Source organism: Thiomicrorhabdus hydrogeniphila, assembly GCF_054656895.1.
Genome location: NZ_BAAHXL010000001.1, coordinates 1,031,814 through 1,055,096, shown reverse-complemented (window position 1 = coordinate 1,055,096; position 23,283 = coordinate 1,031,814). Strand labels below are relative to the sequence as shown.

Genomic DNA, 23,283 nt, shown 5'->3' with positions numbered 1-23,283 from the left:
TATTTTTTAAATGCTTAGCCCATTTAGGTTTTTAGTGAGTGTTTACGATTAAGATGTGCCGAATTATTTTGGCTTTTTTAACCAAAAAAGCACCTATTAATATGTGCCAACCATTAAACAAAAAACAGAACTTTAAATTAAAACATGAATATAAAAAACACGACTAACACCAAAACGTTACCGCAAATTGTTCTTGGTTCAACCTCCCCTTTTAGAAAATTCCTACTTGATAAACTGCATATTCCGTTTATTCAAGATGCACCGAACATTGACGAAACACCACTCAACGCAGAGTTACCACAAGAAATGGTGTTAAGGTTAGCCAATCAAAAAGCCAAAGCATTTACAGACCAATATACACAACACATTATTATTACCTCTGACCAATGTGCGGTTTTTAATAATCAACCTATTGGTAAACCGCATACTGTAGAAAATGCAATCGCTCAACTTAAGCAGTTCAGCAATAAACAAATTACCTTTTTTACAGGCCTGGTAGTTACCAATACGCAAACAGGTAAAAACTATCAATACCTTGATACCACCGTGGTGCATTTTAGAGAACTTACGGATGAGGTGATTAAAAACTACATTGATATTGAGCAACCACTTAAATGTGCAGGCAGTTTTAAATCTGAAGGTTTAGGCGTCACACTCTTTAAACAAATAGACAGCCGTGATCCAAATGCACTTATTGGTTTACCACTTATGGCTTTAACAGATATTTTTTATGAAATGGGTTTTGCTTTACCGCTTGCAACAAACGCCAATAAAACAAACATATAAAATCAATACAGTAAATATAAAACGTTTTACCAGATACTGTGTTCAACATTAGATGTCAAGCACAGTTCTTATATTCTGGATCAAAAGGTTTGCCGTGCTTTAATACGGCAAACACAATATGAATAAGTTTTCTCATTATTGCCACCACTCTTTTCTTTCCTTTTACGCCGTTGGCTTTTAACCGTTCTGAAAAACGCTTAATGACAGGGTTATGCTGAATGGCACTTAATGCTGGCATATACAATGCCTTTCTGAGTTCGGCATCGCCCATTTTGGACATCTTTGAGCTATTCAATGAGCTACCTGACTGACGAATTAACGGAGCAAGTCCCATAAAACTGGCCATGTGCTTGGCTTTGTCAAAATACTTTATATCACGAATTCCAACTAACAACCGAGTGGCGGTGGCTTCAGCAATACCGGGTATGGTTTCGAGTAGCTTAACTTGGCTCAGCAATTCATCGTCTGAGCGTAAGCACTTTTTTATTTTGGTTTCAATTTTTTTAAGTTGTTGACTCAAATGCGCAATCTGTTCTTGTTCAAACTCTTGAATCTCTAACTCTAGGCTGCTACCCATTTGATTTTTAAGTTGAATCTCTTGTTTTATTAGTAGAGATTGTACTCTGTGCCATTCTTGCAGTTTACGCAGTGTTGGCGACGGTGGTTGCCATGGCTTTGGGCGTTGTGTCATGGCAAAGTCAGCAATAAGTTTGGCATCTTCTTTATCGGTCTTGGTTCGATTCAGTTGCGATTGTGCATATCGCTTGATTCGGGTTGGGTTAACGACACTAACCGAAATCTTTTGTTCATAAAGTACCAAAGCTAAGCCAAGCGAGTATTTGCCAGTGGCTTCCATGACAATGGCACAATTTTGATTAGGCATCCATTGGATTAGGGCTTTATAGCCAAGTTCATCATTTAAAAAGCGTTTAACATCGTTTGTTTGAGCAATAGCGACATCAAAGTATTCTTTTCCTATATCAACACCAATATATGTTGTCATAATTTACCACCTTTATGTTTTGTGATAAGGTAATTATTGCTTGGTAAAATCACACTATGAGCAGACTAACCTTATGAATACAGGCTAAACGACGGTTTGCCTAAGATACTGTTCAGTTTATAGTGTGTGGGGATAAAGGTCTTAATCTGATAACCTGGATCACTTCGGTGTCCTTGGCCTGGTAACAAGATCTCTCTATCCCTTTACTAAGCGTCCCTAGTAAATTCTCCATTTCTGAAGAACACTTTCAACATATAAGGCCTGGTAAAACCCATTACCAATAGAATCTCATTAATAATAAATTGGTAATGTGGTCAGTTATAAATTTACTTTACAAGACTTAATTAAATAAGTGGATTAAATATGATTCATTAACCACATATTTAATTCATTAAGAGAATCTAACGTAGCCACTGGATTATAAGTGTTTAGCACTTCTGTTTGATGCACGCCATGACTTAACGCCACTCTGTCCATATTTATATTTTGTGCCATTTCCATATCAAATGAGGTGTCACCAATCATGACCGCATCATCTACCGTTAAGTTAAATTCTTGTAAAATTTGCGTTAGCATTAATGGATCGGGTTTTGATGCTGATTCAATCGGGGTTCTTGTCATATCAAAATAGAGACCAAACCCCGTTTCTGCCAAAACCGCATTTAAGCCTTTTCGACTTTTACCTGTTGCAATAGCAAGCTTTAGCCCTTGTTGTTTTAAATTTAGCAACAAGGCTTCAGCACCGTCAAAAGGCACCATTTCTACATTGCTTTCTTCTAAAAAACATTGCGTATAGGCTTCTGACATTCTAACAACTTGCGATTGATCTAAATTTGGGTACAACCCTAATATAGCGTTTTCTAAACTTAAACCAATAATTTGTTTAGATTCATCATACGGCAACACAGGCAAGCCACACTCTTTTGCTGCCGTTTGTATCGCATCAACAATACGTGCTTCAGAATTCATTAAGGTGCCATCCCAATCAAAAATAATGGCTTTATATTGTTTAGTATTTTGCATAAATGTCGTCCGGTTTTACATTCTTTAAAATGAATAAAGCGCTATTTAAGCACTTTTTTATTTAATCTTTAACGTATCAATAATTTTTATAAAATCTGGCCAAAGTGGCGCTTCAAATAACATTCTCTCTTCGGTATTAGGGTGAGTAAATCCTAAAAACTGTGCATGTAAAGCCAAACGTTTCATACCAAGTGGTCGATATTTTTTATTAACCTCTCTATTACCATATTTATCATCACCCATTAAGGCACAGCCTTGTGATAAAGCATGCACACGAATTTGATGCGTTCGGCCAGTTTTTAGCTTTACCGAAACTAAATCAGCACCTTTTAAGTGTTGCTCTACCTTAAAATAACTAATGGCCTGTTTACCGTCTTGTGCGACTTTTACATGCCAACCGCCATCGGCAAGGTGATCTTTACGTAAGGGTAAATCTATTTTAGGTTTATTTTTGGGCCAAGCCCCCATAACAATAGCCAAATAACGTTTATCAAATTGATCGGCACGCATTTGGGCATGTAAATGCTTTAATACCGAAGCCTTTTTGGCGATTAATAAACACCCTGAAGTATCTCTATCTATACGATGCACCAACTCTAAACGTTTTGCTAAAGGGCGAAGCACTCTCATCACTTCAATTAAGCCCCAGTTAATGCCACCACCACCATGCACCGCAACACCCGAAGGCTTATTCACAACAATTAAATCGTTGTCTTCATAAAGAACACTCTCTTCAATTCGCTTTAGTTGCGCCACAGGAATATCAGAATCTAAAACCACCACTTTTTCAGGTACTTTAACGGGCGGAATTCTCACCACATCACCCGCTACTAAACGGGTACTGGCTTTAGCTCTACCTTTATTAATACGCACTTCACCTTTACGAATAATTCTATAAATAAGCGTTTTAGGTGCTTTACGCAAATGTCGCATTAAAAAATTATCTAATCGCTGACCTTCGTCTTCTGTTCCTACATCAACAAACTGTACTTTTGCATTCATAACCTAACCAACACTAAAAAACCTTTTAGGCATCTGCCTGTTTTATTTAAGATTTATCTAATAAAAAGAGAAGAACAAACTGGAGACAAGCCAATAACTCTTAATTTTTTTAGCCAAAAACCATCATTTTAACCATTTTCGGCACAGTTTACCCTTATATAGTAAAGTTGTCATTGCCAACACCTATAATGAATGATATATTTGCCGAGCTTATATTTTTAAGTTATGAACTCGTAGCACTCGATTAAGTGCAAGAATTTTTACGCCGATTGTGGTGAATAATAAAATATACATTATTCCCCACGATCAGATTTAGAAAAACTCTGAGCCATACATTTTAAATAAAAGACGATACAGCCCTACCCAATGACATGATAAAACATTCAAACTCATTGAGTACCTTAGCTTTAAACGCAAAGTTTAAAAGTGCAGTGCAAGTATGACTTCTTAACTCAGGTCAAAAACCTTTTAGTACAAGAACAAATCGCCATAAGACACTTTTAAATGATACGAGCATACTGGCTGAAAGAGGATTTTAAATTCAGGTAACCAACACTACCTGACGGCTAGAGCAAATTGGCCACAATAAACAATAAAAAAACACCAATTTGCTCGATAACAATGTTACACAAAACTGATGATGACCCCTTATTGCAATACGGCAGTAATTCAAAATTAAACCGGATAAAAAACACGTTTTAAATACGTTAGAGAGCCAACAAAGTTGTTGGCCATATTCAGCCTAACCTACGGTTTTAATCCACTTGTGCTAACAATTTGCCTTACACTTTCACCAGGCCTGGTAAAATCAGACACTCGTTTGCATTCGTCTATTTAAAATGTCGCTCAGCTCAATTATAAAGAGAAGAGCATGAAAAGAATGCTAATCAATGCGACTCAAGCAGAAGAGACGCGCATTGCCCTTGTAGATGGTCAAACCCTCTACGATCTAGATGTTGAAACACCAACACATCAAAAGAAAAAAGCCAATATCTATAAAGGTAAAATTACCCGTATCGAGCCTAGCTTAGAAGCGGCGTTTGTTGACTATGGCGCAGAGCGTCACGGTTTTTTACCTTTTAAAGAAGTCGCCGACGAATACTACCCTGACCAAAAACCCGATTCTGGTCGTTTTTCTATCAAAGACGTTCTAAAAGAAGGTCAAGAAATTATTGTTCAGGTTCAAAAAGAAGAACGTGGCAATAAAGGCGCGGCTTTATCAACACAAATCACCTTAGCAGGTCCTTATGTTGTCATGATGCCAAACAACCCAAAAGCCGGTGGTATTTCTCGCCGAATTGAAGGGGATGACAGAAGCGATATTCGTGATAACTTACGTGATTTAGAAACACCAGAAGGTATGGGTTTAATTATCCGCACCGCAGGTGTTGGCAAAAACACCGATGAATTACAATGGGGTGTTAACTACCTTATTCAACTTTGGGATGCCATTAAAACAGCCTCTGTTGAACAAGAAGCACCATTCTTAATTCATCAAGAATCTGACATTGTTATTTTGGCAATTCGTGATTACTTGCGTCAAGATATTGGTGAAATCATTATCGACAATATGGATGTATTCCATAAAGCGCGTGATTTTATTCAACACGTTATGCCGCAACAGGTTTATAAAGTTAAACCTTATCAAGATACCATTCCACTGTTTACCCGTTTTCAAATTGAATCGCAAATTGAATCGGCCTACCAGCGTGAAGTTACCTTACCGTCTGGCGGATCCATTGTTATTGATATTACTGAAGCCTTAACCGCCATTGATATCAACTCAAGTCGTGCCACTAAAGGTACCGACATTGAAGACACCGCATTTAGCACCAATATGGAAGCCGCTTGTGAAATTGCACGCCAATTACGTTTACGTGATTTAGGTGGTTTAGTGGTTATCGACTTTATTGATATGCACTCAAACCGACACCAGCGTGAAGTTGAAAACAAAATGCGTGAAGCGGTTAAAACAGATCGTGCTCGTGTGCAAATTGGCAAGATTTCTCGTTTTGGTTTACTTGAAATGTCACGCCAAAGACTACGCCCTTCTATTGAAGAATCTACGCAAATTGTTTGCCCACGTTGTCATGGTGTTGGGGTTATTCGTGGTGTTGAATCATTAGGTCTTTCTATCTTGCGTTTGCTTGAAGAAGAGAGCATGAAAGAAAATACCCGCCGTGTTACTGTGCAACTTCCTGTTGATGTAGCGACTTTCTTATTAAATGAGAAACGTAACCAAATCACTAAAATTGAAGACCGTCATAGTCTGCATATTTTAATTGTACCAAACGAGCATTTAGAAACACCGCAATACATTATTGAACGTACCCGTGTAGGCGAAGAAGCACCACAAAGTGCCAGCTATGAAATCAAAGAACTGTCTATGCCAGAACTTGACGTAACAGCCGAGCCTGAGAAACAAATCAAAAAAGAAGAACCTGCGGTTAAAAATTTACAACCAACCGCCCCAGCACCTACACCAACTGTAGCGGCTGCTCCGCAAACAACTGAAGCAACCGCAAGCAAACCTGGTTTATTTACTCGTGTATGGAATGCGTTATTTAGTAAAGGTGAAACAGAAGAGGAAGAAGTAAAACCTCGCCCTCGTAACCCTCGCCGCAATAACAACAACCGTCGTCGTAATAACAATGGTGAATCTCGCAACGATAATCGTAATAACGATAGTGAAGGACGTAACGATAAACGTAACAACCGTAATCGTAACAACCGTAACAACCGCAACGATGACAACCGTAAATCGCGTAACAACTCTCCAGAAGAGAATAATGTGGACAACACAACCACTCAATCTCAAACAGAGAAAACGCGTAAGCCAAAACGTAACAATCGTAATCGCCGCAACCGCGATGAAGAAAACAATGTGAATGATGAGGCGCTAAAAAATACCTCATCAAACATTGATGATAACTCTAATGAGAATAACGACTCAACAGAAAACAAATCATCAGAAGACAAAGGTAACAAAGGCCGCAATAAAACGACAGACAACAAACGTCGTCGTAGTCGTTATAACAGCCGTAGTTACAACAGTCGTAGACGTGCTCCAGCAGGTGCAGCAGAATTATCTGTTGATTCTCCAGCACCAGGTACAGAACACAGCAAAAACGAAACGGCTACAAAAGTAGAAAATACGACTGAAACCGCAGAAACAAATGTAGCAACGACTCCTGTACAAGCCCCAGAAGCCGTTAAAACGACTGAAGCGGTAGCAACAAGTAACGTTAGCACAGAAGAAACAACGCCAGTTGTTGTTGATACTCAGGCAACGATTCCAACGGAAACGATTACTGAAGCTGTAACTGAAGTAACGGCCACAGATACAGCTTCAAATACAGAAACTGAAACGGCCAATGACACAAGTTCAGATGTTGACGGTAATGTAGCGGTTTCAAAAACCGATACAGATAAAGAAGAGAAACCAAGACAAAGAAGACGCCCAAGAACACGTCGTCCTCGCCCTTCTGGTCCTCGTGGCGCTAAAAAAGCATCTTCAGAATCTTCGGAAAACACCCCGAAAAACACTGAAAATGCTGAACCAGCAAAACAAACAAGTACTGAAGAGTAGTTTTAAACTCTTTTCACCAAATAAAAAGCACCCTCAATATGTAAAATATTTTGGGTGCTTTTTTTTGCCTAAAATAACTGAATTTAGCTTAACGAAAACATCTACCAGGCCTTATATGTTGAAAGTGTTCTTCAGAAATGGAGAATTTACTAGGGACGCTTAGTAAAGGGATAGAGAGATCTTGTTACCAGGCCAAGGACACCGAAGTGATCCAGGTTATCAGATTAAGACCTTTATCCCCACACACTATAAACTGAACAGTATCTTAGGCAAACCGTCGTTTAGCCTGTATTCATAAGGTTAGTCTGCTCATAGTGTGATTTTACCAAGCAATAATTACCTTATCACAAAACATAAAGGTGGTAAATTATGACAACATATATTGGTGTTGATATAGGAAAAGAATACTTTGATGTCGCTATTGCTCAAACAAGCGATGTTAAACGCTTTTTAAATGATGAACTTGGCTATAAAGCCCTAATCCAATGGCTACCTAATCAAGATTGTGCCATTGTCATGGAAGCCACAGGCAAATACTCACTCGGCTTAGCCCTGGCGCTTTATGAACAAAAGATAGCCGTCAGTGTCGTTAACCCAACCCGAATCAAGCGATATGCACAATCGCAACTGAATCGAACCAAGACCGATAAAGAAGATGCCAAGCTTATTGCTGACTTTGCCATGACACAACGACCAAAACCATGGCAACCACCGTCGCCAACGTTGCGTAAACTGCAAGAATGGCACAGAGTACAATCTCTACTAATAAAACAAGAAATTCAACTTAAAAATCAAATGGGTAGCAGCCTAGAGTTAGAGATTCAAGAGTTTGAACAAGAACAGATTGCGCATTTGAATCAACAACTTAAAAAAATTGAAACCAAAATAAAAAAGTGCTTACGCTCAGACGATGAATTGCTGAGCCAAGTTAAGCTACTCGAAACCATACCTGGTATTGCTGAAGCCACCGCCACTCGGTTGTTAGTTGGAATTCGTGATATAAAGTATTTTGACAAAGCCAAGCACATGGCCAGTTTTATGGGACTTGCTCCGTTAATTCGTCAGTCAGGTAGCTCATTGAATAGCTCAAAGATGTCCAAAATGGGCGATGCCGAACTCAGAAAGGCATTGTATATGCCAGCATTAAGTGCCATTCAGCATAACCCTGTCATTAAGCGTTTTTCAGAACGGTTAAAAGCCAACGGCGTAAAAGGAAAGAAAAGAGTGGTGGCAATAATGAGAAAACTTATTCATATTGTGTTTGCCGTATTAAAGCACGGCAAACCTTTTGATCCAGAATATAAGAACTGTGCTTGACATCTAATGTTGAACACAGTATCTGGTAAAATCAATAATTACCAGGCCTGGTAATGTTAAACAACGCCTAATATCATATAAACAATGTCATATGCACGATATCACCTAAAACTAAGACAAATGCTTACTTTTAATATGATTAAGCAATCCTTCAGAAGCCGAATCTACTAAATCAAAAACATGTTCAAAACCTTGTGAACCGCCATAATAAGGATCTGGCACTTCTCTTTCTTCAAAATCTTGCGTGTAATCTAAAAACATTTGAATTTTTTCATGATGCTCAGGTAGCGCCATATCCAGCAAATTATGATAGTTTTCATCATCCATAGCCAAAATATAATCGTATTGGTAAAAATCACCAAAATCCACTTTACGCGCACGTAAATCCAGCATTTCAATACCACGATCTCTGGCCGTTTGCATAGAGCGTGTATCTGGGTGTTTACCAATGTGATAAGCGGCAGTTCCTGCAGAATCAATATCAATCAAATCTGCTAACCCTTGGTCTTGAACCATTTTTCTAAATACCGCATGTGCCGTAGGTGAACGGCAAATATTGCCTAGACAGACAAATAGAACAGAGACTTTGCTCATAAGTAATAAACCTTTTTCTTATTCAAGAAGCATTCGTATAAAATAGGCTCATTAGTTTACAAGGCTCACAAACAAAATGCACTCTTTGCCAACCCAACCCACTCTTCAATTTCAATTTGACCCAAGTTGGGTTTTGTATGTTGATGAGCACCTTATAATGGTTAACAAACCCAGCGGATTGCTTTCTGTACCAGGAAGAGGCCCTGATAGACAAGAATGCTTGGGTTACCATCTTGAACCACATTACCCTGACATAAAAATTGTACATCGTTTAGATATGGATACTTCTGGCCTTATGGTCTTAGCTCGTTCTGCAGAGGTACACAAATTATTAAGTCGTCAATTTCAAGAACGTCAAACCCATAAAACTTACCACGCAATTTGTAGCGGTAAACCCAGCCTACAATCAGGCCATATTAATCTGCCTATGCGTTGTGATTGGGAAAAACGCCCCCTACAAATGATTGATTTTAAACAAGGTAAAGGTGCACAAACTTTTTGGCAAATCCTGACTCAAGCAGCAGATCAGTTCTTAGTTCAACTTACCCCTATAACAGGACGTTCCCACCAACTTAGACTACACATGAAATCTCTTGGTCATCCTATTCTAGGAGATAATCTTTACGCAGATACGACAAGCCTAAATCAATCTAATCGTCTTATGCTACACGCTAAAACACTTAACTTTACTCATCCAATCACTCAACAACTCATGCAATTTGACTGCCCAAGCAATTTTAAAATTTAAACCCAATAGGCAAAATTAACTTAAAACGCTTCAAATAGACAAGCCAACCTATCGATGGCATGTTCCATGCTTATTCTTTACCATAATTTTATAAAACTAGATCATCAAAGCACGTATTAACAATAACTTTGAGTCACTTTAAAGAATAGGAAAACTCGTCATGTCAGAAATAGATTTAGCAAAAGATGACAAAGCCACTCAAGAAATGCTGTCCATGATGGGCGATTTGGATGAAAAAAATGCCGATTCTTTAGATGACTTAGAAGATTTTGATGCTGATGAGTTACTGAATGCACTTGATAACCTACCTGAAGATTCAGAACAACCCGCCATTACAGAAGCTAATAACGATGATTCATCACTTGAACTTGGAGATTCTATGGAAGATTTAGGCATTGATTTAGATGATTTAGATTCTTTAATGGCACAAACCTCTGATGAAGTAGAAACAGAAGTTGAAATCCAAAATCCAGAACCTGAAGATATGTCATTAGATGACATTGACCTAGATAACCTTGATGATTTAGACGAATTAACCGCTGACATGGCCGAGGTGTCTGAAAATAGTCCTTCTGCTGAAAATGAAATTGATGATTTAGATATAGATTTAGATGAACTTAACGAAATGGCAAGTTCTTTAGAAGAAGACAATACAGAAATTAGCCATACCAAAACAGAAGAAGCCGTTGATTTAAGTGATTTAGACGATATTGATGATATCCCTGACTTAGAAAGCCTGGATACATTAGATGACCTTGACGACATTGACCTAGAAGGCATTGATGACCAAGACATGACGAGTGAAACAGAGAGTAAAGCACCGATAGAATCTGATGAAGTACTTAATGACGAACTCAACGCAATGGATGAAGTTGAATCTTTGGATGAACTTGAAGCCATGGCCGAACTGAATGATATTGATTCAGAAGATGATATACAAACATTAATGCCAACTGAACCATCTGACGAAATGATAGCCGAACCAACCGATGCCCCTGTTGTTGAAGATGTGCCAAACTCTACAAGCGAAAACGACTCTAATGATGATATTGCTCTAATTAATCAAGCAAGTGACTCAGTCAGTACAATGGAAGAATCTATTGAAATTGACCAATCTATTCAAGAAATTGCACAACAAGTTAAAACAACAGCACAAGAGGCAACTCAACTGGCTATGGCAACATCGCAGCAGGCTCAAGCCTCTGCTGAAAAAACTCAACAAGCCATTGAAGCCACATTTGCCGCTGCAGAGCGCGCATTTGAAGCGGCTAAAAAAGCAGGTTATAGTGTCGATATGTCAAGCTTAAACTTGAATGAAAGCAGTGATGAGATAGCCGCAAAACTTGCTGAAATTCAAGAAAAAAATACCCAATTAAAATCCGTTAATGAAAGCATTAAAGCTAGAATTGCAGAGTTAAAAGCAGAATAAGGTCTTTCTATGAGCGATATTATGGACGATTTACTTGAAGAAGTTGAACAGCTTGAAAACTCTACTCAAGCGTTAGAATCAGCGACTCAAAATACCGCCAATCAAAAACAGAAATTGGTTGAAGCAAATAACACCGTTTCAGCTGAAGCAAACCTGTTAGCTTTAGAAACCGCAAAAACGGCACAAGATGCCGCAAACCAAAGTCATCAAGCAGCCAAAGCTGCAATTAAACAAGCTGAAACACTCAAAGAACAAGTATTAGAACTAAATGAATCCAACTTTCATTGGCGCCAAGCTGTACGTAATGCCAATAAAGAAATTGAGACCATAAAAGGGAAATTCTCTATTATGCTTATTATCTCAATTTTATTCAGTTTAATTGCTACTGGTGCAATGGGCTACTTGCTTTACGCTATGCAAAACAAAGAGGCCCAATTTAAAGGTGAAGTGTTTGATATGTTATCAACTGAAAACACCCTGCTTGATAAAAAAGTTACGCTTAAAATGGATGAGCTTGCTTCTGTTATTGAAATACTTACACACAAAGTTGCTCAAGGTGCAAACGTTAAAAATATCTCTGATGTAAGAAATCATAAAGAAGAAAGTATTGAAGAAATTGCCAATACAGATCAACAAGCGAATGAACACGTAGCCAATCTTGCTAAAGAGCTTAATACAGAACAACCTACAGAAAAAGCTACCGAACCAAAAACGGAACACGCTACAGAACAATCTGTTTCAAAAAATACAGATGAAAAAAATACGAATGCAAGTCTATCAAAAGAAGAATATACCGAGTTAAAACAACTGATAGAACAGGTTCTAACCGCACAAAAAAGTTTACAAAATCAAACCCATGTTACTAATACGGTAGGATTAACAAAAGATAATGTTAAAAAACTTAATGACATAAGCTGGTTAGTTAGAAAACAAGATAAAACACTCAAAACCATAGAATCGAAAATTGGCATAAACCAAAAGCAAAGCAACAAGCAATCAAACTCTAACAGTATTGTAAATGAACTTAAACAGCTTCAAAAACAACAAACCGCTTTGCAAAACCAACTTAACAATATGCAAGCGGCTATTAAAAAAATAGACAATCAAACGAAAGAACCAAAACCTTATAGTTACAAAGCGAAATAAAGGCCTGTCAAAAGGCCTTATTTAAGTGTAGAAAATTAGACTTAATCTGACAGTACAGGATAAATTAGTCGTTTTTATTAGAAGGATTCTTCTGTTGAAAACCTATAAGCCACAATTAATCTTTGTTCTTAAGTAAGTGCTTGGGCAAATACCCAAACTCCCCTTGGAATAAATGGCGCAAAGTTCTTAGCATAGAGAACGGTTAAACAATCTCGGCTGTCCGAAGCTGAGCTTGCTCAGCAAGTTGCGAGATTGTCAGTGAACAGCTTAGAACTTGCCCATTTATGGAGCGGGGTTTGTTTTTTGGTTACTTTTTGCCAAATTGCAAAAAGTAACGGGAAGCCTGATAGGAAATATCAAGGCGAAGTTATTAGATTACAAAGGCTTCTCAACTACTGTGTAATGTAAGATTAAGTTGAAATTTTTACAATTTAAGCTATCTAGCCCTATACATATCATATCCACTCATTCCACCCTACCCCCATTATCCAATCAAATTTAAGACAAATTCGCATAGTGGAAACACAGCAAAAAAATAATGAATTATTTCGTAGTTTATTAAAACTACCTTTTTAAAGACATAAAAAAACCCCGTATTAGCGACCTAATACGGGGTTTTAAAATTTGGCGATGGACTAGGGATTTGAACCCCAGGTGGGCTACAAACCCACAACAGTTTTCAAGACTGCCGCCTTAAACCACTCAGCCAGTCCACCTTGTTTTGATGTGGCGTATTATAGAGGTCTGAGCATTTTTTGCAAGACGTTTTATTAAGTTTTATTAACTTTTTTTTGTACAATGGAATGAATTCACCAGGCCTGGTAAAAATAAAATGATAAAACAACTTAAAAACAAGAGCTTAAGTTTTAATGAACAATGTTATGCACTGCTTATGTTAATACCTAAAGGTAAGGTAACAACCTATAAAGCGATTGCTAACGCTTTAAATACTAGGGCTTACCAAGCGGTGGGCAATGCTATGAATAAAAACCCAAACCCAATTACAGTGCCTTGTCACCGTGTAGTGAATAGCAACGGTGATATTGGCAATTATGCTTTGGGGGTTGATAAAAAAATTGCGTTATTAAACTTAGAAGGCGTAAAGACTGAAAACGGCAAAATAGCGGATTTTAAAGATTGTTTGTTTGAATTTAAAGCTGACTAAGACATAAAGCTAAAGCTTAAAATTAAGATATAAAAAAAGCATCAGGCCTGATGCTTTTAACGATGTTATTAAGGTTTGTTGAATATTACAAAACCTCAAGACCACCTAGGTATTTACGTAACACGGTTGGTACAGTAATCGTTCCGTCTTCATTTTGGTAGTTTTCTAGTACGGCAACTAAAGTGCGCCCTACTGCTAAACCGGAACCATTTAAAGTATGTACAAGCTGTGGTTTGCCTTCACCTGATCGGTAACGTGCCATTAAGCGACGAGCTTGAAAGTCTTCAAAGTTTGAGCATGATGAAATTTCACGATAGGCTTCTTGACCTGGTAACCACACTTCTAAGTCGTAAGTTTTGCAGGCTGAAAATCCAATATCACCGGTACAAAGACTCATAACACGATACGGTAGTTCTAATTCTTGTAGAATTTTTTCAGCATGCCCTGTTAAATCTTCTAACGCTTGGTGTGATTGTTCTGGGTGTACAATTTGTACCATTTCTACTTTTTCAAACTGGTGCTGACGAATCAAACCACGTACATCACGTCCGTAAGAACCTGCTTCTGAACGGAAACATGGCGTGTGGCCGACCATACGTATTGGCAGGTCTGCTTCATCAATGATTTCATCACGTACCAGGTTGGTAATTGGCACTTCTGCCGTAGGTATTAAATATAAATCACGGTCATTGGTATCGTGTTCATCGTTTTTGCTGATTTTATATAAATCGGCTTCAAACTTTGGTAATTGCCCAGTTCCACGCAAGCTATCTTGGTTGACTAAATAAGGAACGTACACTTCTTCGTAACCGCTCTGTGAGTGCGTATCTAACATAAACTGCGTTAAAGCACGTTGTAGCTTAGCCATAGGCCCTTTAAGTACAGAGAAACGACCTGATGTTACTTTTACTGCGGCATCGTTGTCATACCATCCACGTTGTTCAGATAGCTCAACGTGATCTTTGACTTCAAACCCAAATGACTTTGGTTCACCCCATTTGCGAATTTCTACGTTATCGTCTTCATTTAAACCAACAGGAACAGATTCATGCGGCAGGTTTGGAATACCTGCATAAATATCTTCAATTTGAGTTTGCACTGCTGCCGATGCTTTTTCAGCTTCGTCTAATTGTGATTTTAGGTTTTCAACTTCGGCCAATAAAGGTGCAATATCTTCACCTTGCGCTTTGGCTTTACCAATGCCTTTTGATCGACTGTTACGCTCGGCTTGTAAGTTTTGTGCTTTAACTTGAAGCTCTTTACGTTGCGCTTCTAATGCTTGTATTTGAGCGGTATCTAACTCAAATCCGCGAGTTTTAAGTTTAGTAGCAACCGTTTCTAAATCGGTTCTTAGTAGCTTGGCGTCTAACATGGTTTGTCTCTATTTTTTGTTTACTATATCGAATATGTTTTAAATGTATTTTGGATTATCTAATCAAAAGAGGGCAATTATATTTTAACCAATGCGTCTTTAACCCAAAAACATCTATTTAATTTGCGGACTATTTTATCATTTCTTTATTGGGTTTATGCGCCCTCTTCAAGCAAATCTATATCCACAATTAATTCATTGGCAAGTTCTTCTAAAATAGTTCTAATCTCGCTGGTTTTTACCGCTTGCGCAATGTGTATTTTTATATTGGCTTTAAATAGACGTTCACCCGACATGGACGCGTCTATTATTTCGGTTTCCAGTTCATCTACATTGGCGTTAATTTGCGTTAAGGCTGAAGAAATTCGGTGAATAATACCTGGCTGATCTTGACCAATAAGTTCTATTTCAAATTGATTTTCTTTGGAGCCTTTCGGCTCGTCTAAAACCTCTTCAAACAATACTTTTAAACCTAAACTTGTGGCATTACATAATTCTTTTTGAAAACTTGGGTATTCATCGGCTGGCAAATCAACACGTAAAATACCCGCAAACTTGCCCGATAAACTCGCCATTTGGCTTTCAACCCATTGCCCTTGGTGTGCCACAATAATTCTTGAAAGTGTTTTTACCAGGCCTGGTGAATCGTTGCCTAATACGCTAATAACAATTGATTTATTCATGTTTAGCTCTCCACTTGTTGGTTGGCATTTTTCTCACTGTTATCGTGTTCACTATTACCGCCTTCATTATCGCCGTGTTCATAAGCTGTTATAGGCGGACAAGAGCAAATTAAATGTCGATCTCCATACACATTATCGACTCGTCCAACGGGAGCCCAATATTTAACACTGCGTAAACTGTCTACGGGATAAGCCGCTAATTCACGGGAATAACTGTGATTCCAATTATTGCTGGTCACCACATTGGCAGTATGCGGTGCGTGAATAAGCGGGTTATCATGTTCATCCAACACACCATTCACCACATTAACCACTTCTTGTTTAATAGCAATCATGGCATCACAAAAACGGTCTAGTTCACTTTTAGATTCTGATTCGGTAGGTTCTATCATTAAGGTGCCAGCAACGGGAAACGACATGGTTGGCGCATGAAAACCATAGTCAATTAAACGTTTGGCAATATCATCAACACTAATGCCCGACTCTTCTTTAATAGGACGTAAATCAATAATACATTCATGGGCAACTAGGCCATTATCATCACTGTATAAAATGGGATAATGTGGCGCTAAACGTTTGGCAATATAATTGGCATTTAAAATAGCCACTGAGGTCGCTTGTGTCAGACCATCACGCCCCATCATGGCAATATAACTCCAACTAATGGGTAGTACGCCTGCACTACCCCAAGGCGCGCCAGAAACTGCACCTACGTGTTTTGGTTCATTCTTTTCTTCAATAACGGCATAACCTGGTAAAAATGGCGCAAGATGTTTGCCTACACCAATTGGCCCAATACCTGGTCCACCGCCACCGTGCGGAATGGCAAACGTTTTGTGTAGGTTTAAATGCGAGACATCGCCCCCAAAATGGCCTGGAGCGGCAACGCCTACCATCGCATTCATATTGGCGCCATCTATATACACTTGCCCACCGTGTTGATGAACCCATTCACATACCGTTGTCACGTTTTCTTCAAACACTCCGTGAGTTGAGGGATAGGTAATCATAATTGCCGCTAGTTTTTGCGAGTGTTTTTCAAGTTTGGCTTGCAGATCATCTAGGTCGATTTCACCTTTGGTATTGGTTTTTACCACCACCACATTCATACCTGCCATTTGCGCTGATGCGGGGTTAGTACCGTGAGCCGAGGCGGGAATTAAGCAAATATTACGATGCCCTTCTCCGCGACTCTTATGATAAGCACGAATGGCTAATAACCCAGCGTATTCACCTTGCGCCCCTGAGTTGGGCTGCAAAGAAACGGCATCGTAACCGGTTGCTTGGCAAAGCATCTCTTCAAGTTCAAGGCGCATTATTTGATAGCCTTTTGCTTGGTCTAAAGGCACAAACGGATGAATATTGGCAAATTCGGGCCAAGAGATTGGCATAAGTTCAGCGGTTGCATTGAGTTTCATTGTGCAAGAACCTAATGGAATCATGGCTCGATCTAAGGCCAAATCTTTATCCGCCAACATGCGCATATAACGCATCATCTCAGTTTCTGAGCGATAGTCATTAAATACAGGATGAGTTAAGAATTCTGACTCTCTAATCAATTCAGTGGGAATGACTTCTTTAAGACTTTGTTGAATGGTTTCTAAGTCAAGCTCGGCTGAACTTTGACCAATAATAATTTTCCATAGTTGTTCAATATCGGCTAGCGTGGTGGTTTCATCAAACGAGATACCAAGCGTGTCGTTATCAATGTTTCTTAAGTTATAACCTTTTTCAACCGCTTGTTGATGAATGGCTTTTACCCTATGCTCACAAGACTCTATTGCCACAGGGCTTACCAGGCCTGGTAATTTGATTTTTAAGGTATCAAAAAAGGCTTGGTTTTCTACCTGAACACCCTGATTTTTTAACCCTTGAGCAAATACTTGAGTGTAACGATGTACACGGTAGGCAATTTTAGTTAAGCCTTCAGCACCATGATAAACCGCATACATTCCTGCCATAACCGCCAGCAACGCTTGCGCGGTACAAATGTTACTGGTGGCTTTCTCACGGCGTATATGTTGTTCACGCGTTTGTAAGGCTAATCGATAGGCTTTTTGGCCATTGCTATCAACCGAAACTCCAATTAATCGCCCTGGCATAGAACGTTTAAATTGGTCTTTAGTTGCCATATAGGCAGCATGCGGGCCACCATAACCTAGCGGCACACCAAAACGCTGTGTATTGCCTATTGCCACATCAGCCCCCATTTCACCGGGTGGTTTTAGCAGTGTTAAAGCCAATAAGTCCGCCGCTACGGCTACCAAGGCTTTTTTGGAATGCGCTTGTTCAATTATTGAAGTTAAATCGGCCACATCGCCATAGGTGGTTGGGTACTGCAACAGCACACCAAATAGGTCGTAATTATCAAACCCAAGTTCTGGCTTACCGACTACAACTTCTATGCCTAAAGGTTCGGCACGGGTTTTAACCACTTCAATATTTTGCGGATGACAATCCTCGGCCACAAAAAACACCTGGCCTTTTGATTTACTCATGCGCTGACATAGCGTCATGGCTTCGGCACAGGCGGTGGCTTCATCCAACATTGAGGCGTTGGCAAGCTCTAACCCTGTTAAATCTGAAACCATGGTTTGAAAGTTAAGCATGGCCTCTAAACGGCCTTGAGATATTTCGGCCTGATAAGGTGTATAAGCGGTATACCAGGCGGGATTTTCTAAAATATTACGTTGAATGGTAGGCGGTATGAGCGTATTGTAATAACCCATACCTATATAAGATTTAAGCACTTTATTTTGACTGGCAATGGCTTTTAATTTGGCCAGCGATTGGTGCTCGGTTAAACCTTCGGCAATATCCATAGGTTGCTGGCGACGAATGGATTTGGGTAACACTTTATCTAATAAATCATTTATGGAATTTAGACCGAGCAACTTCAACATCTGTTGTTGCTCGGTACTGTCTGGCCCTAAATGACGTTTTGCAAACGATTCACTTTGTTGCAATTCATGTAATGAACAGTTTGCCAGTTTAGATAAAGTGCTGTTTACCATATTCAAATCTCCGTTGATTCTTTAATCTTTACTACAAAATATTCACCGTTCAATATTTTTATTACTTTGCGTTTAATATTGGCTATGCAATAGTCTGACCTTTAGAACTTACTCTTCAGTTAACAAGTCATAAGCGTCTTGATCCATTAAATCATCCAAGTCTGCTGGGTCAGAAAGCTCTACTTTTAAAATCCAGTTGGCCATTGCATCTTCATTGATTAACTCAGGCTCATCATCTAACGCATCGTTAACTTCAATAATGGTACCGTCTACAGGTGCATATAAATCACTTGCGGCTTTAACAGATTCCACCACGGAAATTTCTTCACCTTTGGTGATTTCGGTACCAATTTCAGGTAATTCTACAAACACTAAATCACCGAGTTGTTCTTGAGCAAAATCAGTAATACCAATCAAGACTGTGCCATCACCGTTATCTTGAATCCATTCGTGTTCTGCGCTAAATTTAATATTGCTCATTGAGTTTCTCCTCAGTGGTTTTTAGTTTGTTTAGTTAGTTAAGTGTTTATTGTTTGGTACTTTTAATGTCTGGTTTTAAAGTTGTTTTAAGCTTATTTTTAATCTTAATTTATTAAATTTACCAGGCCTGGTAAGTTCAAATTACAGTGAATGTTACCGTTTATCCACGATAATAATTTTGTTTTACAAAAGTTAATTTAACGATTTTTACAGGCACTTTTTTACCTCTAACCAAAGCGTTAAGCTCTGTGTTTTCTTGTGCTAAATCTGTAGCAATATAACCGATAGCAATTGGGCCACCAAAACTGGGACCAAAGCCACCGCTAGTGACCGTGCCAACTACGGTATCGTTTTCATCAACAATCTCAGCACCATCTCGCACGGGCATTTTACCCAAAGCTTGAATGCCTACCCGTTTACGACTTACGCCGTTGGCTATTTGTTGCATAATAATATCACCGCCCAAATAACCGCCAGGTCTAATACCATCGGCTCTTCTAGACTTAGATAACGCCCAAAGTAAACTGGCTTCTACGGGTGTGGTTTGGTTATTCAGCTCATGGCCGTATAAACATAACCCGGCTTCTAAACGCAAAGAATCTCGTGCGCCTAAACCAATCATTTCAACATTTTCATTAGCTAACAAAACACGGGCTAATGATTCGGCTTGATGATTAGCAACAGAAATTTCAAAACCATCCTCACCGGTATAACCTGAACGAGTTACAAAACATTCAATGCCATTTAAGGTTAATATTTTAGCGGTCATAAATGTCATTGTGGCTGAGTCAGAGTCTAATTCTTTCATCACCTCCGCCGCCTTTGGCCCTTGCAAAGCAAGTAAGGCTCTGTCTTCAAGTACCTCAATTTCACACTGGTTTGCTAAGTGTTGTTTTAGGTGGGCAATATCTTGTTCTTTACAGGCGGCATTTACTACCAAAAATAAGTGATCTCCCGCATTAGTAACCATAAGGTCATCCATAACGCCGCCTTGTTGATTGGTAAATAAGGCATAACGTTGTTGCATGGCAGGTAAATCAACAATATCTACAGGCACTAATGTCTCTAAAGCTAAAGCGGCTTGTGAACCTTTTAAGATAATTTGACCCATATGTGAGACATCAAATAAACCGGCTTTTGTTCGGGTATGAAGGTGTTCTTTTTTAATGCCGAGTGTATATTGAACAGGCATTTGATAACCTGCAAACGGCACCAATTTGGCACCTAATGATTGATGTAAAGCAAACAAGGCCGTTTGCTTTAAAGGGTGTGTAGCTTGGTTTTCAGTTTCAGAAGACATAAATTCCCTTTGCTATAAAAGGTAAAGCCTAACCATAAAGCTTAAAATTGTTTTGCGGCTAACATTCCTAGCCAAACGGCCACTAAACAAGTGATAACACTCACGCCGATATTGAGCATGGCTTTACTAAAATCGCCAATTTCAATGTACTGCATGGTTTCGTAAGAGAAAGTAGAAAAGGTGGTAAATGCACCTAAAAAGCCCACCATAATAAAGGCGCGCCATTCGTTAGAAACGGCCAGTTTTTCAACTAATAAAACAGCGGTTAACCCCATAATAAATGAACCAATGACGTTTACCGATAAAGTACCCCAGGCAAATTCTCGACCAAATATTTGGTATACCTGATGAGACACCGCAAAACGAGACATGGCGCCTAATGCTCCGCCCATCGCTATTGCAAACCATCCCCATGTACTTATCATTGTTATCACCTTTTGTTGTCGTTGTAACTTATTGATTACTAATTATTAATATCTTAATGATTCAAAATCACTCTAACAGATTTAGCAGGCCTGGTAACCTTATGATCGATAATACCTTGAAAGCCTACACTAAATTAAATTCATCGGCTACGGCGTTTATAAATCGCATTTTTATTCAGCGTTTGTAGATGTTCCATTTTGGCAGAAATTTTAATTTCTAACCCTCTATCAGCGGGTTGGTAGTACTCTTTTTCTAACATATCGTCTGGAAAGTAACACTCGCCAGCGGCAAAGGCTTCGGGTTCATCGTGTGCATAGCGGTAGCCTTGACCGTAATCTAACTCAACCATTAATTTAGTGGGAGCATTGCGTAAATGTAAAGGTACATCGTGCGAGCCATGTTCTTTAATATCGGCCAATACGGCTTTATATGCCATATACACGGCATTTGATTTTGGGGCTACGGCTAAATAACTAGCGGCATGGGCTAACGCTAAATCTCCTTCTGGTGAACCTAATCGTTCATAAGCTTCGGCCGCATTTACCGCTAATTGCAACGCTTTAGGATCTGCATTACCAATTTCTTCACTGGCCATTCTAATTAAACGCCTGACTAAATAACGCGGGTCGGCGCCACCATCTAGCATTCTAACCAACCAGTACAAAGCGGCATTTGCGTCTGAACCACGTATGGATTTATGCAGTGCTGATATTTGGTCATAAAAGGCTTCGCCACCTTTATCAAAACGTCTAACGCCACCTTGAATGACCTCTTTGCAGTTTTCAGTGGTTAATACAATTTGACTGGTATATTTTTGTGTAGATTCACCAGTGGCATCGGGTAAATGTTCATTTACGTCATACTCTGCAAAATCCATGGCTTGTTCTAAACTATTTAATAACCTGCGAGCATCGCCGTCTGCGGATTCTATTAAAAGTTCTCTGGCTTTTTCTTCTAGCTGAATACTGACCGAATTATTATCTTGCAATCCGCTTTCGCGATTAATATCTGCTTCTAATAGTTCTCTACCCCGCTCTAAAACTTGTGCAAGTTCATCATCTTCTAGCACTCTAAGCACATACACTTTGGCTCTAGACAATAAGGCATTGTTTAATTCAAAAGAGGGATTTTCTGTGGTGGCACCAATAAAAACAAAGGTACCATCTTCTACAAAAGGCAAAAACGCGTCTTGTTGCGCTTTATTAAAGCGGTGAACTTCGTCCACAAAAAGTAAGGTACCTTGCTTAAATTGCTCGCGGTGCAGTTTGGCTTTTTCAACCGCGGCTCTTACCTCTTTTACGCCATCTAATACAGCCGACAAGTTAATAAACTGTAAGTCAGACTGCAAAGCAATTAAACGTGCCAGTGTGGTTTTGCCCACACCTGGTGGCCCCCAAAAAACCATAGAGTGTAAACGACCCGAATTTAACATACGCGATAAAGCGCGTCGTTCACCGAGCAAGTGCGTTTGCCCAACATACTCTTCAAGTGTTTTGGGGCGTAATCGGTCAGAAAGTGGCTGGTAAACGGACATTACTGTGGCGTACCTACTAAGTCAGCACCTTCTGGCATTTTAAATTCAAAATTTTTGTATGGAATCACTTGATTAGATTGAATGTTTTTAAATTTTACATTTGTGACATTCGTAGGGCTTTGATACATTTTCACTTCAATCATTTCACCGTCTTTCATGCCTACGTCCATACTTTGAAAATAGGTTGGCGCTTTAGGTGTTAAGTTAAACCATTGCAAACCACTTTTGTCACCCGATTCAATAATGGTAAATTTATCTTGAATAGGGTCACGATATAGCAACCAGCTTAACGGAATTTCGGCTTTAATATCATTAATTGGGCGCACCGTTACTTGGTCTAAATCTTGGTCATAAACCCAAAGATTACGGCCATCGACTACTATTTTCTGTTGCTCAGGTTGAAAATATTCCCAAGTCAATTTACCAGGCCTGTTCAATTCAAAATGCCCGGTTGATTGGTTCGTTTCAAACAACTCTTCGTCTGGCTGAGTTTGCACAAAATCGGCATTAAAGGTTTGTAATTGATTTACATAATCTTGCAATGCTTTGCCTGTATTTTCTTTAGCATAAACTTGACTACTTATTGCCAAACTGCAGGCCATTAAAGCGGTAGAAAATAGTTTAAAAATTGATTTCACAGTGTAAGCCCTTTTATATTTTTGTATCTTAAAT

19 protein-coding genes and 1 tRNA gene are annotated in these 23,283 nt (G+C 39.0%); 7 read left to right on the top strand and 13 right to left on the bottom strand.

From position 1 onward, the window contains the following. Positions 1-144: 144 nt before the first annotated feature. Positions 145-786, top strand: coding sequence for a Maf family protein (locus tag ACYQ0E_RS04640; protein ID WP_460187079.1), 642 nt, complete (start codon positions 145-147; stop codon positions 784-786). A gap of 55 nt (positions 787-841) precedes the next feature. Here ACYQ0E_RS04640 and ACYQ0E_RS04635 read toward each other — a convergent pair whose 3' ends face one another. From ACYQ0E_RS04635 to ACYQ0E_RS04625, 3 genes are all read right to left on the bottom strand, one after another. After that, positions 842-1,789, bottom strand: a complete 948-nt coding sequence (locus ACYQ0E_RS04635; RefSeq protein WP_460186573.1) for an IS110 family RNA-guided transposase — start codon at positions 1,787-1,789, stop codon at positions 842-844. Positions 1,790-2,146: 357 nt separating this feature from the next. Continuing rightward, positions 2,147-2,812 (bottom strand): HAD family hydrolase, encoded by a 666-nt coding sequence (locus tag ACYQ0E_RS04630; protein ID WP_460187078.1) that lies wholly within the window; start codon positions 2,810-2,812, stop codon positions 2,147-2,149. 57 nt (positions 2,813-2,869) lie between these two features. After that, complete coding sequence (locus tag ACYQ0E_RS04625; protein ID WP_460187077.1) at positions 2,870-3,814, bottom strand: RluA family pseudouridine synthase; 945 nt, start codon at positions 3,812-3,814, stop codon at positions 2,870-2,872. An 871-nt stretch (positions 3,815-4,685) separates the two neighbouring features. Here ACYQ0E_RS04625 and rne point away from each other — a divergent pair. Together rne and ACYQ0E_RS04615 are read left to right on the top strand one after the other, a co-directional pair. After that, positions 4,686-7,403, top strand: coding sequence for a ribonuclease E (gene rne / locus ACYQ0E_RS04620; protein WP_460187076.1), 2,718 nt, complete (start codon positions 4,686-4,688; stop codon positions 7,401-7,403). 369 nt (positions 7,404-7,772) lie between these two features. Continuing rightward, positions 7,773-8,720 (top strand): IS110 family transposase, encoded by a 948-nt coding sequence (locus tag ACYQ0E_RS04615; protein WP_460187075.1) that lies wholly within the window; start codon positions 7,773-7,775, stop codon positions 8,718-8,720. Between the two features lie 111 nt (positions 8,721-8,831). Here the strand turns inward: ACYQ0E_RS04615 and ACYQ0E_RS04610 are convergent, their stop codons facing one another. Beyond that, entirely contained in the window at positions 8,832-9,314 is a 483-nt protein-coding gene (locus tag ACYQ0E_RS04610) for a low molecular weight protein-tyrosine-phosphatase (RefSeq protein ID WP_460187074.1), read from the bottom strand. A 76-nt stretch (positions 9,315-9,390) separates the two neighbouring features. On the opposite strand from ACYQ0E_RS04610, the gene ACYQ0E_RS04605 reads away from it, so the two are divergent. From ACYQ0E_RS04605 to ACYQ0E_RS04595, 3 genes are all read left to right on the top strand, one after another. Continuing rightward, positions 9,391-10,062 (top strand): RluA family pseudouridine synthase, encoded by a 672-nt coding sequence (locus ACYQ0E_RS04605; protein ID WP_460187073.1) that lies wholly within the window; start codon positions 9,391-9,393, stop codon positions 10,060-10,062. 160 nt (positions 10,063-10,222) lie between these two features. Continuing rightward, positions 10,223-11,491, top strand: coding sequence for a hypothetical protein (locus ACYQ0E_RS04600; RefSeq protein ID WP_460187072.1), 1,269 nt, complete (start codon positions 10,223-10,225; stop codon positions 11,489-11,491). Positions 11,492-11,500: 9 nt separating this feature from the next. Then, on the top strand, positions 11,501-12,637 hold the full coding sequence (locus ACYQ0E_RS04595) for a hypothetical protein (protein ID WP_460187071.1): 1,137 nt from the start codon (positions 11,501-11,503) through the stop codon (positions 12,635-12,637). A gap of 625 nt (positions 12,638-13,262) precedes the next feature. On the opposite strand, the gene ACYQ0E_RS04590 is transcribed toward ACYQ0E_RS04595, so the two are convergent. Beyond that, positions 13,263-13,353, bottom strand: a tRNA-Ser gene (locus tag ACYQ0E_RS04590). Positions 13,354-13,469: 116 nt separating this feature from the next. On the opposite strand from ACYQ0E_RS04590, the gene ACYQ0E_RS04585 reads away from it, so the two are divergent. After that, positions 13,470-13,802 (top strand): MGMT family protein, encoded by a 333-nt coding sequence (locus tag ACYQ0E_RS04585; RefSeq protein WP_460187070.1) that lies wholly within the window; start codon positions 13,470-13,472, stop codon positions 13,800-13,802. Positions 13,803-13,887: 85 nt separating this feature from the next. Here the strand turns inward: ACYQ0E_RS04585 and serS are convergent, their stop codons facing one another. The 8 genes from serS to lolA all read right to left on the bottom strand — a co-directional run bounded on the left by serS (position 13,888) and on the right by lolA (position 23,249). Next, on the bottom strand, positions 13,888-15,174 hold the full coding sequence (gene serS / locus ACYQ0E_RS04580) for a serine--tRNA ligase (RefSeq protein WP_460187069.1): 1,287 nt from the start codon (positions 15,172-15,174) through the stop codon (positions 13,888-13,890). Between the two features lie 155 nt (positions 15,175-15,329). Next, the gene (locus tag ACYQ0E_RS04575; protein WP_460187068.1) at positions 15,330-15,857 is read right to left on the bottom strand and encodes a glycine cleavage system transcriptional repressor; all 528 of its coding nucleotides are present in this window, start codon (positions 15,855-15,857) and stop codon (positions 15,330-15,332) included. 2 nt (positions 15,858-15,859) lie between these two features. After that, positions 15,860-18,871 carry an aminomethyl-transferring glycine dehydrogenase gene (gcvP, locus tag ACYQ0E_RS04570; RefSeq protein WP_460187067.1) on the bottom strand — a complete coding sequence of 1,004 codons (3,012 nt, stop codon included), beginning with the start codon at positions 18,869-18,871 and terminating at the stop codon, positions 15,860-15,862. Between the two features lie 108 nt (positions 18,872-18,979). Continuing rightward, the gene (gene gcvH, locus ACYQ0E_RS04565; RefSeq protein ID WP_460187066.1) at positions 18,980-19,351 is read right to left on the bottom strand and encodes a glycine cleavage system protein GcvH; all 372 of its coding nucleotides are present in this window, start codon (positions 19,349-19,351) and stop codon (positions 18,980-18,982) included. Between the two features lie 160 nt (positions 19,352-19,511). Continuing rightward, positions 19,512-20,651 (bottom strand): glycine cleavage system aminomethyltransferase GcvT, encoded by a 1,140-nt coding sequence (gcvT, locus tag ACYQ0E_RS04560; RefSeq protein WP_460187065.1) that lies wholly within the window; start codon positions 20,649-20,651, stop codon positions 19,512-19,514. 41 nt (positions 20,652-20,692) lie between these two features. After that, positions 20,693-21,076, bottom strand: a complete 384-nt coding sequence (gene crcB, locus ACYQ0E_RS04555) for a fluoride efflux transporter CrcB (protein WP_460187064.1) — start codon at positions 21,074-21,076, stop codon at positions 20,693-20,695. 140 nt (positions 21,077-21,216) lie between these two features. Beyond that, on the bottom strand, positions 21,217-22,611 hold the full coding sequence (locus tag ACYQ0E_RS04550) for a replication-associated recombination protein A (protein ID WP_460187063.1): 1,395 nt from the start codon (positions 22,609-22,611) through the stop codon (positions 21,217-21,219). Then, a complete protein-coding gene (gene lolA / locus ACYQ0E_RS04545) occupies positions 22,611-23,249 on the bottom strand; it encodes an outer membrane lipoprotein periplasmic chaperone LolA (RefSeq protein ID WP_460187062.1) in 639 nt (212 codons plus the stop codon). The genes ACYQ0E_RS04550 and lolA overlap by 1 nt, the downstream gene beginning before the upstream one ends. Positions 23,250-23,283 lie beyond the last annotated feature (34 nt).

Excerpts from the sequence above, each read along its gene's own strand:
- ACYQ0E_RS04640 (WP_460187079.1), top strand. The coding sequence starts at position 145 with ATGAATATAAAAAACACGACTAACACCAAAACGTTACCGCAAATTGTT.
- ACYQ0E_RS04635 (WP_460186573.1), bottom strand. The coding sequence starts at position 1,789 with ATGACAACATATATTGGTGTTGATATAGGAAAAGAATACTTTGATGTC.
- ACYQ0E_RS04630 (WP_460187078.1), bottom strand. The coding sequence starts at position 2,812 with ATGCAAAATACTAAACAATATAAAGCCATTATTTTTGATTGGGATGGC.
- ACYQ0E_RS04625 (WP_460187077.1), bottom strand. The coding sequence starts at position 3,814 with ATGAATGCAAAAGTACAGTTTGTTGATGTAGGAACAGAAGACGAAGGT.
- rne (WP_460187076.1), top strand. The coding sequence starts at position 4,686 with ATGAAAAGAATGCTAATCAATGCGACTCAAGCAGAAGAGACGCGCATT.
- ACYQ0E_RS04615 (WP_460187075.1), top strand. The coding sequence starts at position 7,773 with ATGACAACATATATTGGTGTTGATATAGGAAAAGAATACTTTGATGTC.
- ACYQ0E_RS04610 (WP_460187074.1), bottom strand. The coding sequence starts at position 9,314 with ATGAGCAAAGTCTCTGTTCTATTTGTCTGTCTAGGCAATATTTGCCGT.
- ACYQ0E_RS04605 (WP_460187073.1), top strand. The coding sequence starts at position 9,391 with ATGCACTCTTTGCCAACCCAACCCACTCTTCAATTTCAATTTGACCCA.
- ACYQ0E_RS04600 (WP_460187072.1), top strand. The coding sequence starts at position 10,223 with ATGTCAGAAATAGATTTAGCAAAAGATGACAAAGCCACTCAAGAAATG.
- ACYQ0E_RS04595 (WP_460187071.1), top strand. The coding sequence starts at position 11,501 with ATGAGCGATATTATGGACGATTTACTTGAAGAAGTTGAACAGCTTGAA.
- ACYQ0E_RS04585 (WP_460187070.1), top strand. The coding sequence starts at position 13,470 with ATGATAAAACAACTTAAAAACAAGAGCTTAAGTTTTAATGAACAATGT.
- serS (WP_460187069.1), bottom strand. The coding sequence starts at position 15,174 with ATGTTAGACGCCAAGCTACTAAGAACCGATTTAGAAACGGTTGCTACT.
- ACYQ0E_RS04575 (WP_460187068.1), bottom strand. The coding sequence starts at position 15,857 with ATGAATAAATCAATTGTTATTAGCGTATTAGGCAACGATTCACCAGGC.
- gcvP (WP_460187067.1), bottom strand. The coding sequence starts at position 18,871 with ATGGTAAACAGCACTTTATCTAAACTGGCAAACTGTTCATTACATGAA.
- gcvH (WP_460187066.1), bottom strand. The coding sequence starts at position 19,351 with ATGAGCAATATTAAATTTAGCGCAGAACACGAATGGATTCAAGATAAC.
- gcvT (WP_460187065.1), bottom strand. The coding sequence starts at position 20,651 with ATGTCTTCTGAAACTGAAAACCAAGCTACACACCCTTTAAAGCAAACG.
- crcB (WP_460187064.1), bottom strand. The coding sequence starts at position 21,076 with ATGATAAGTACATGGGGATGGTTTGCAATAGCGATGGGCGGAGCATTA.
- ACYQ0E_RS04550 (WP_460187063.1), bottom strand. The coding sequence starts at position 22,611 with ATGTCCGTTTACCAGCCACTTTCTGACCGATTACGCCCCAAAACACTT.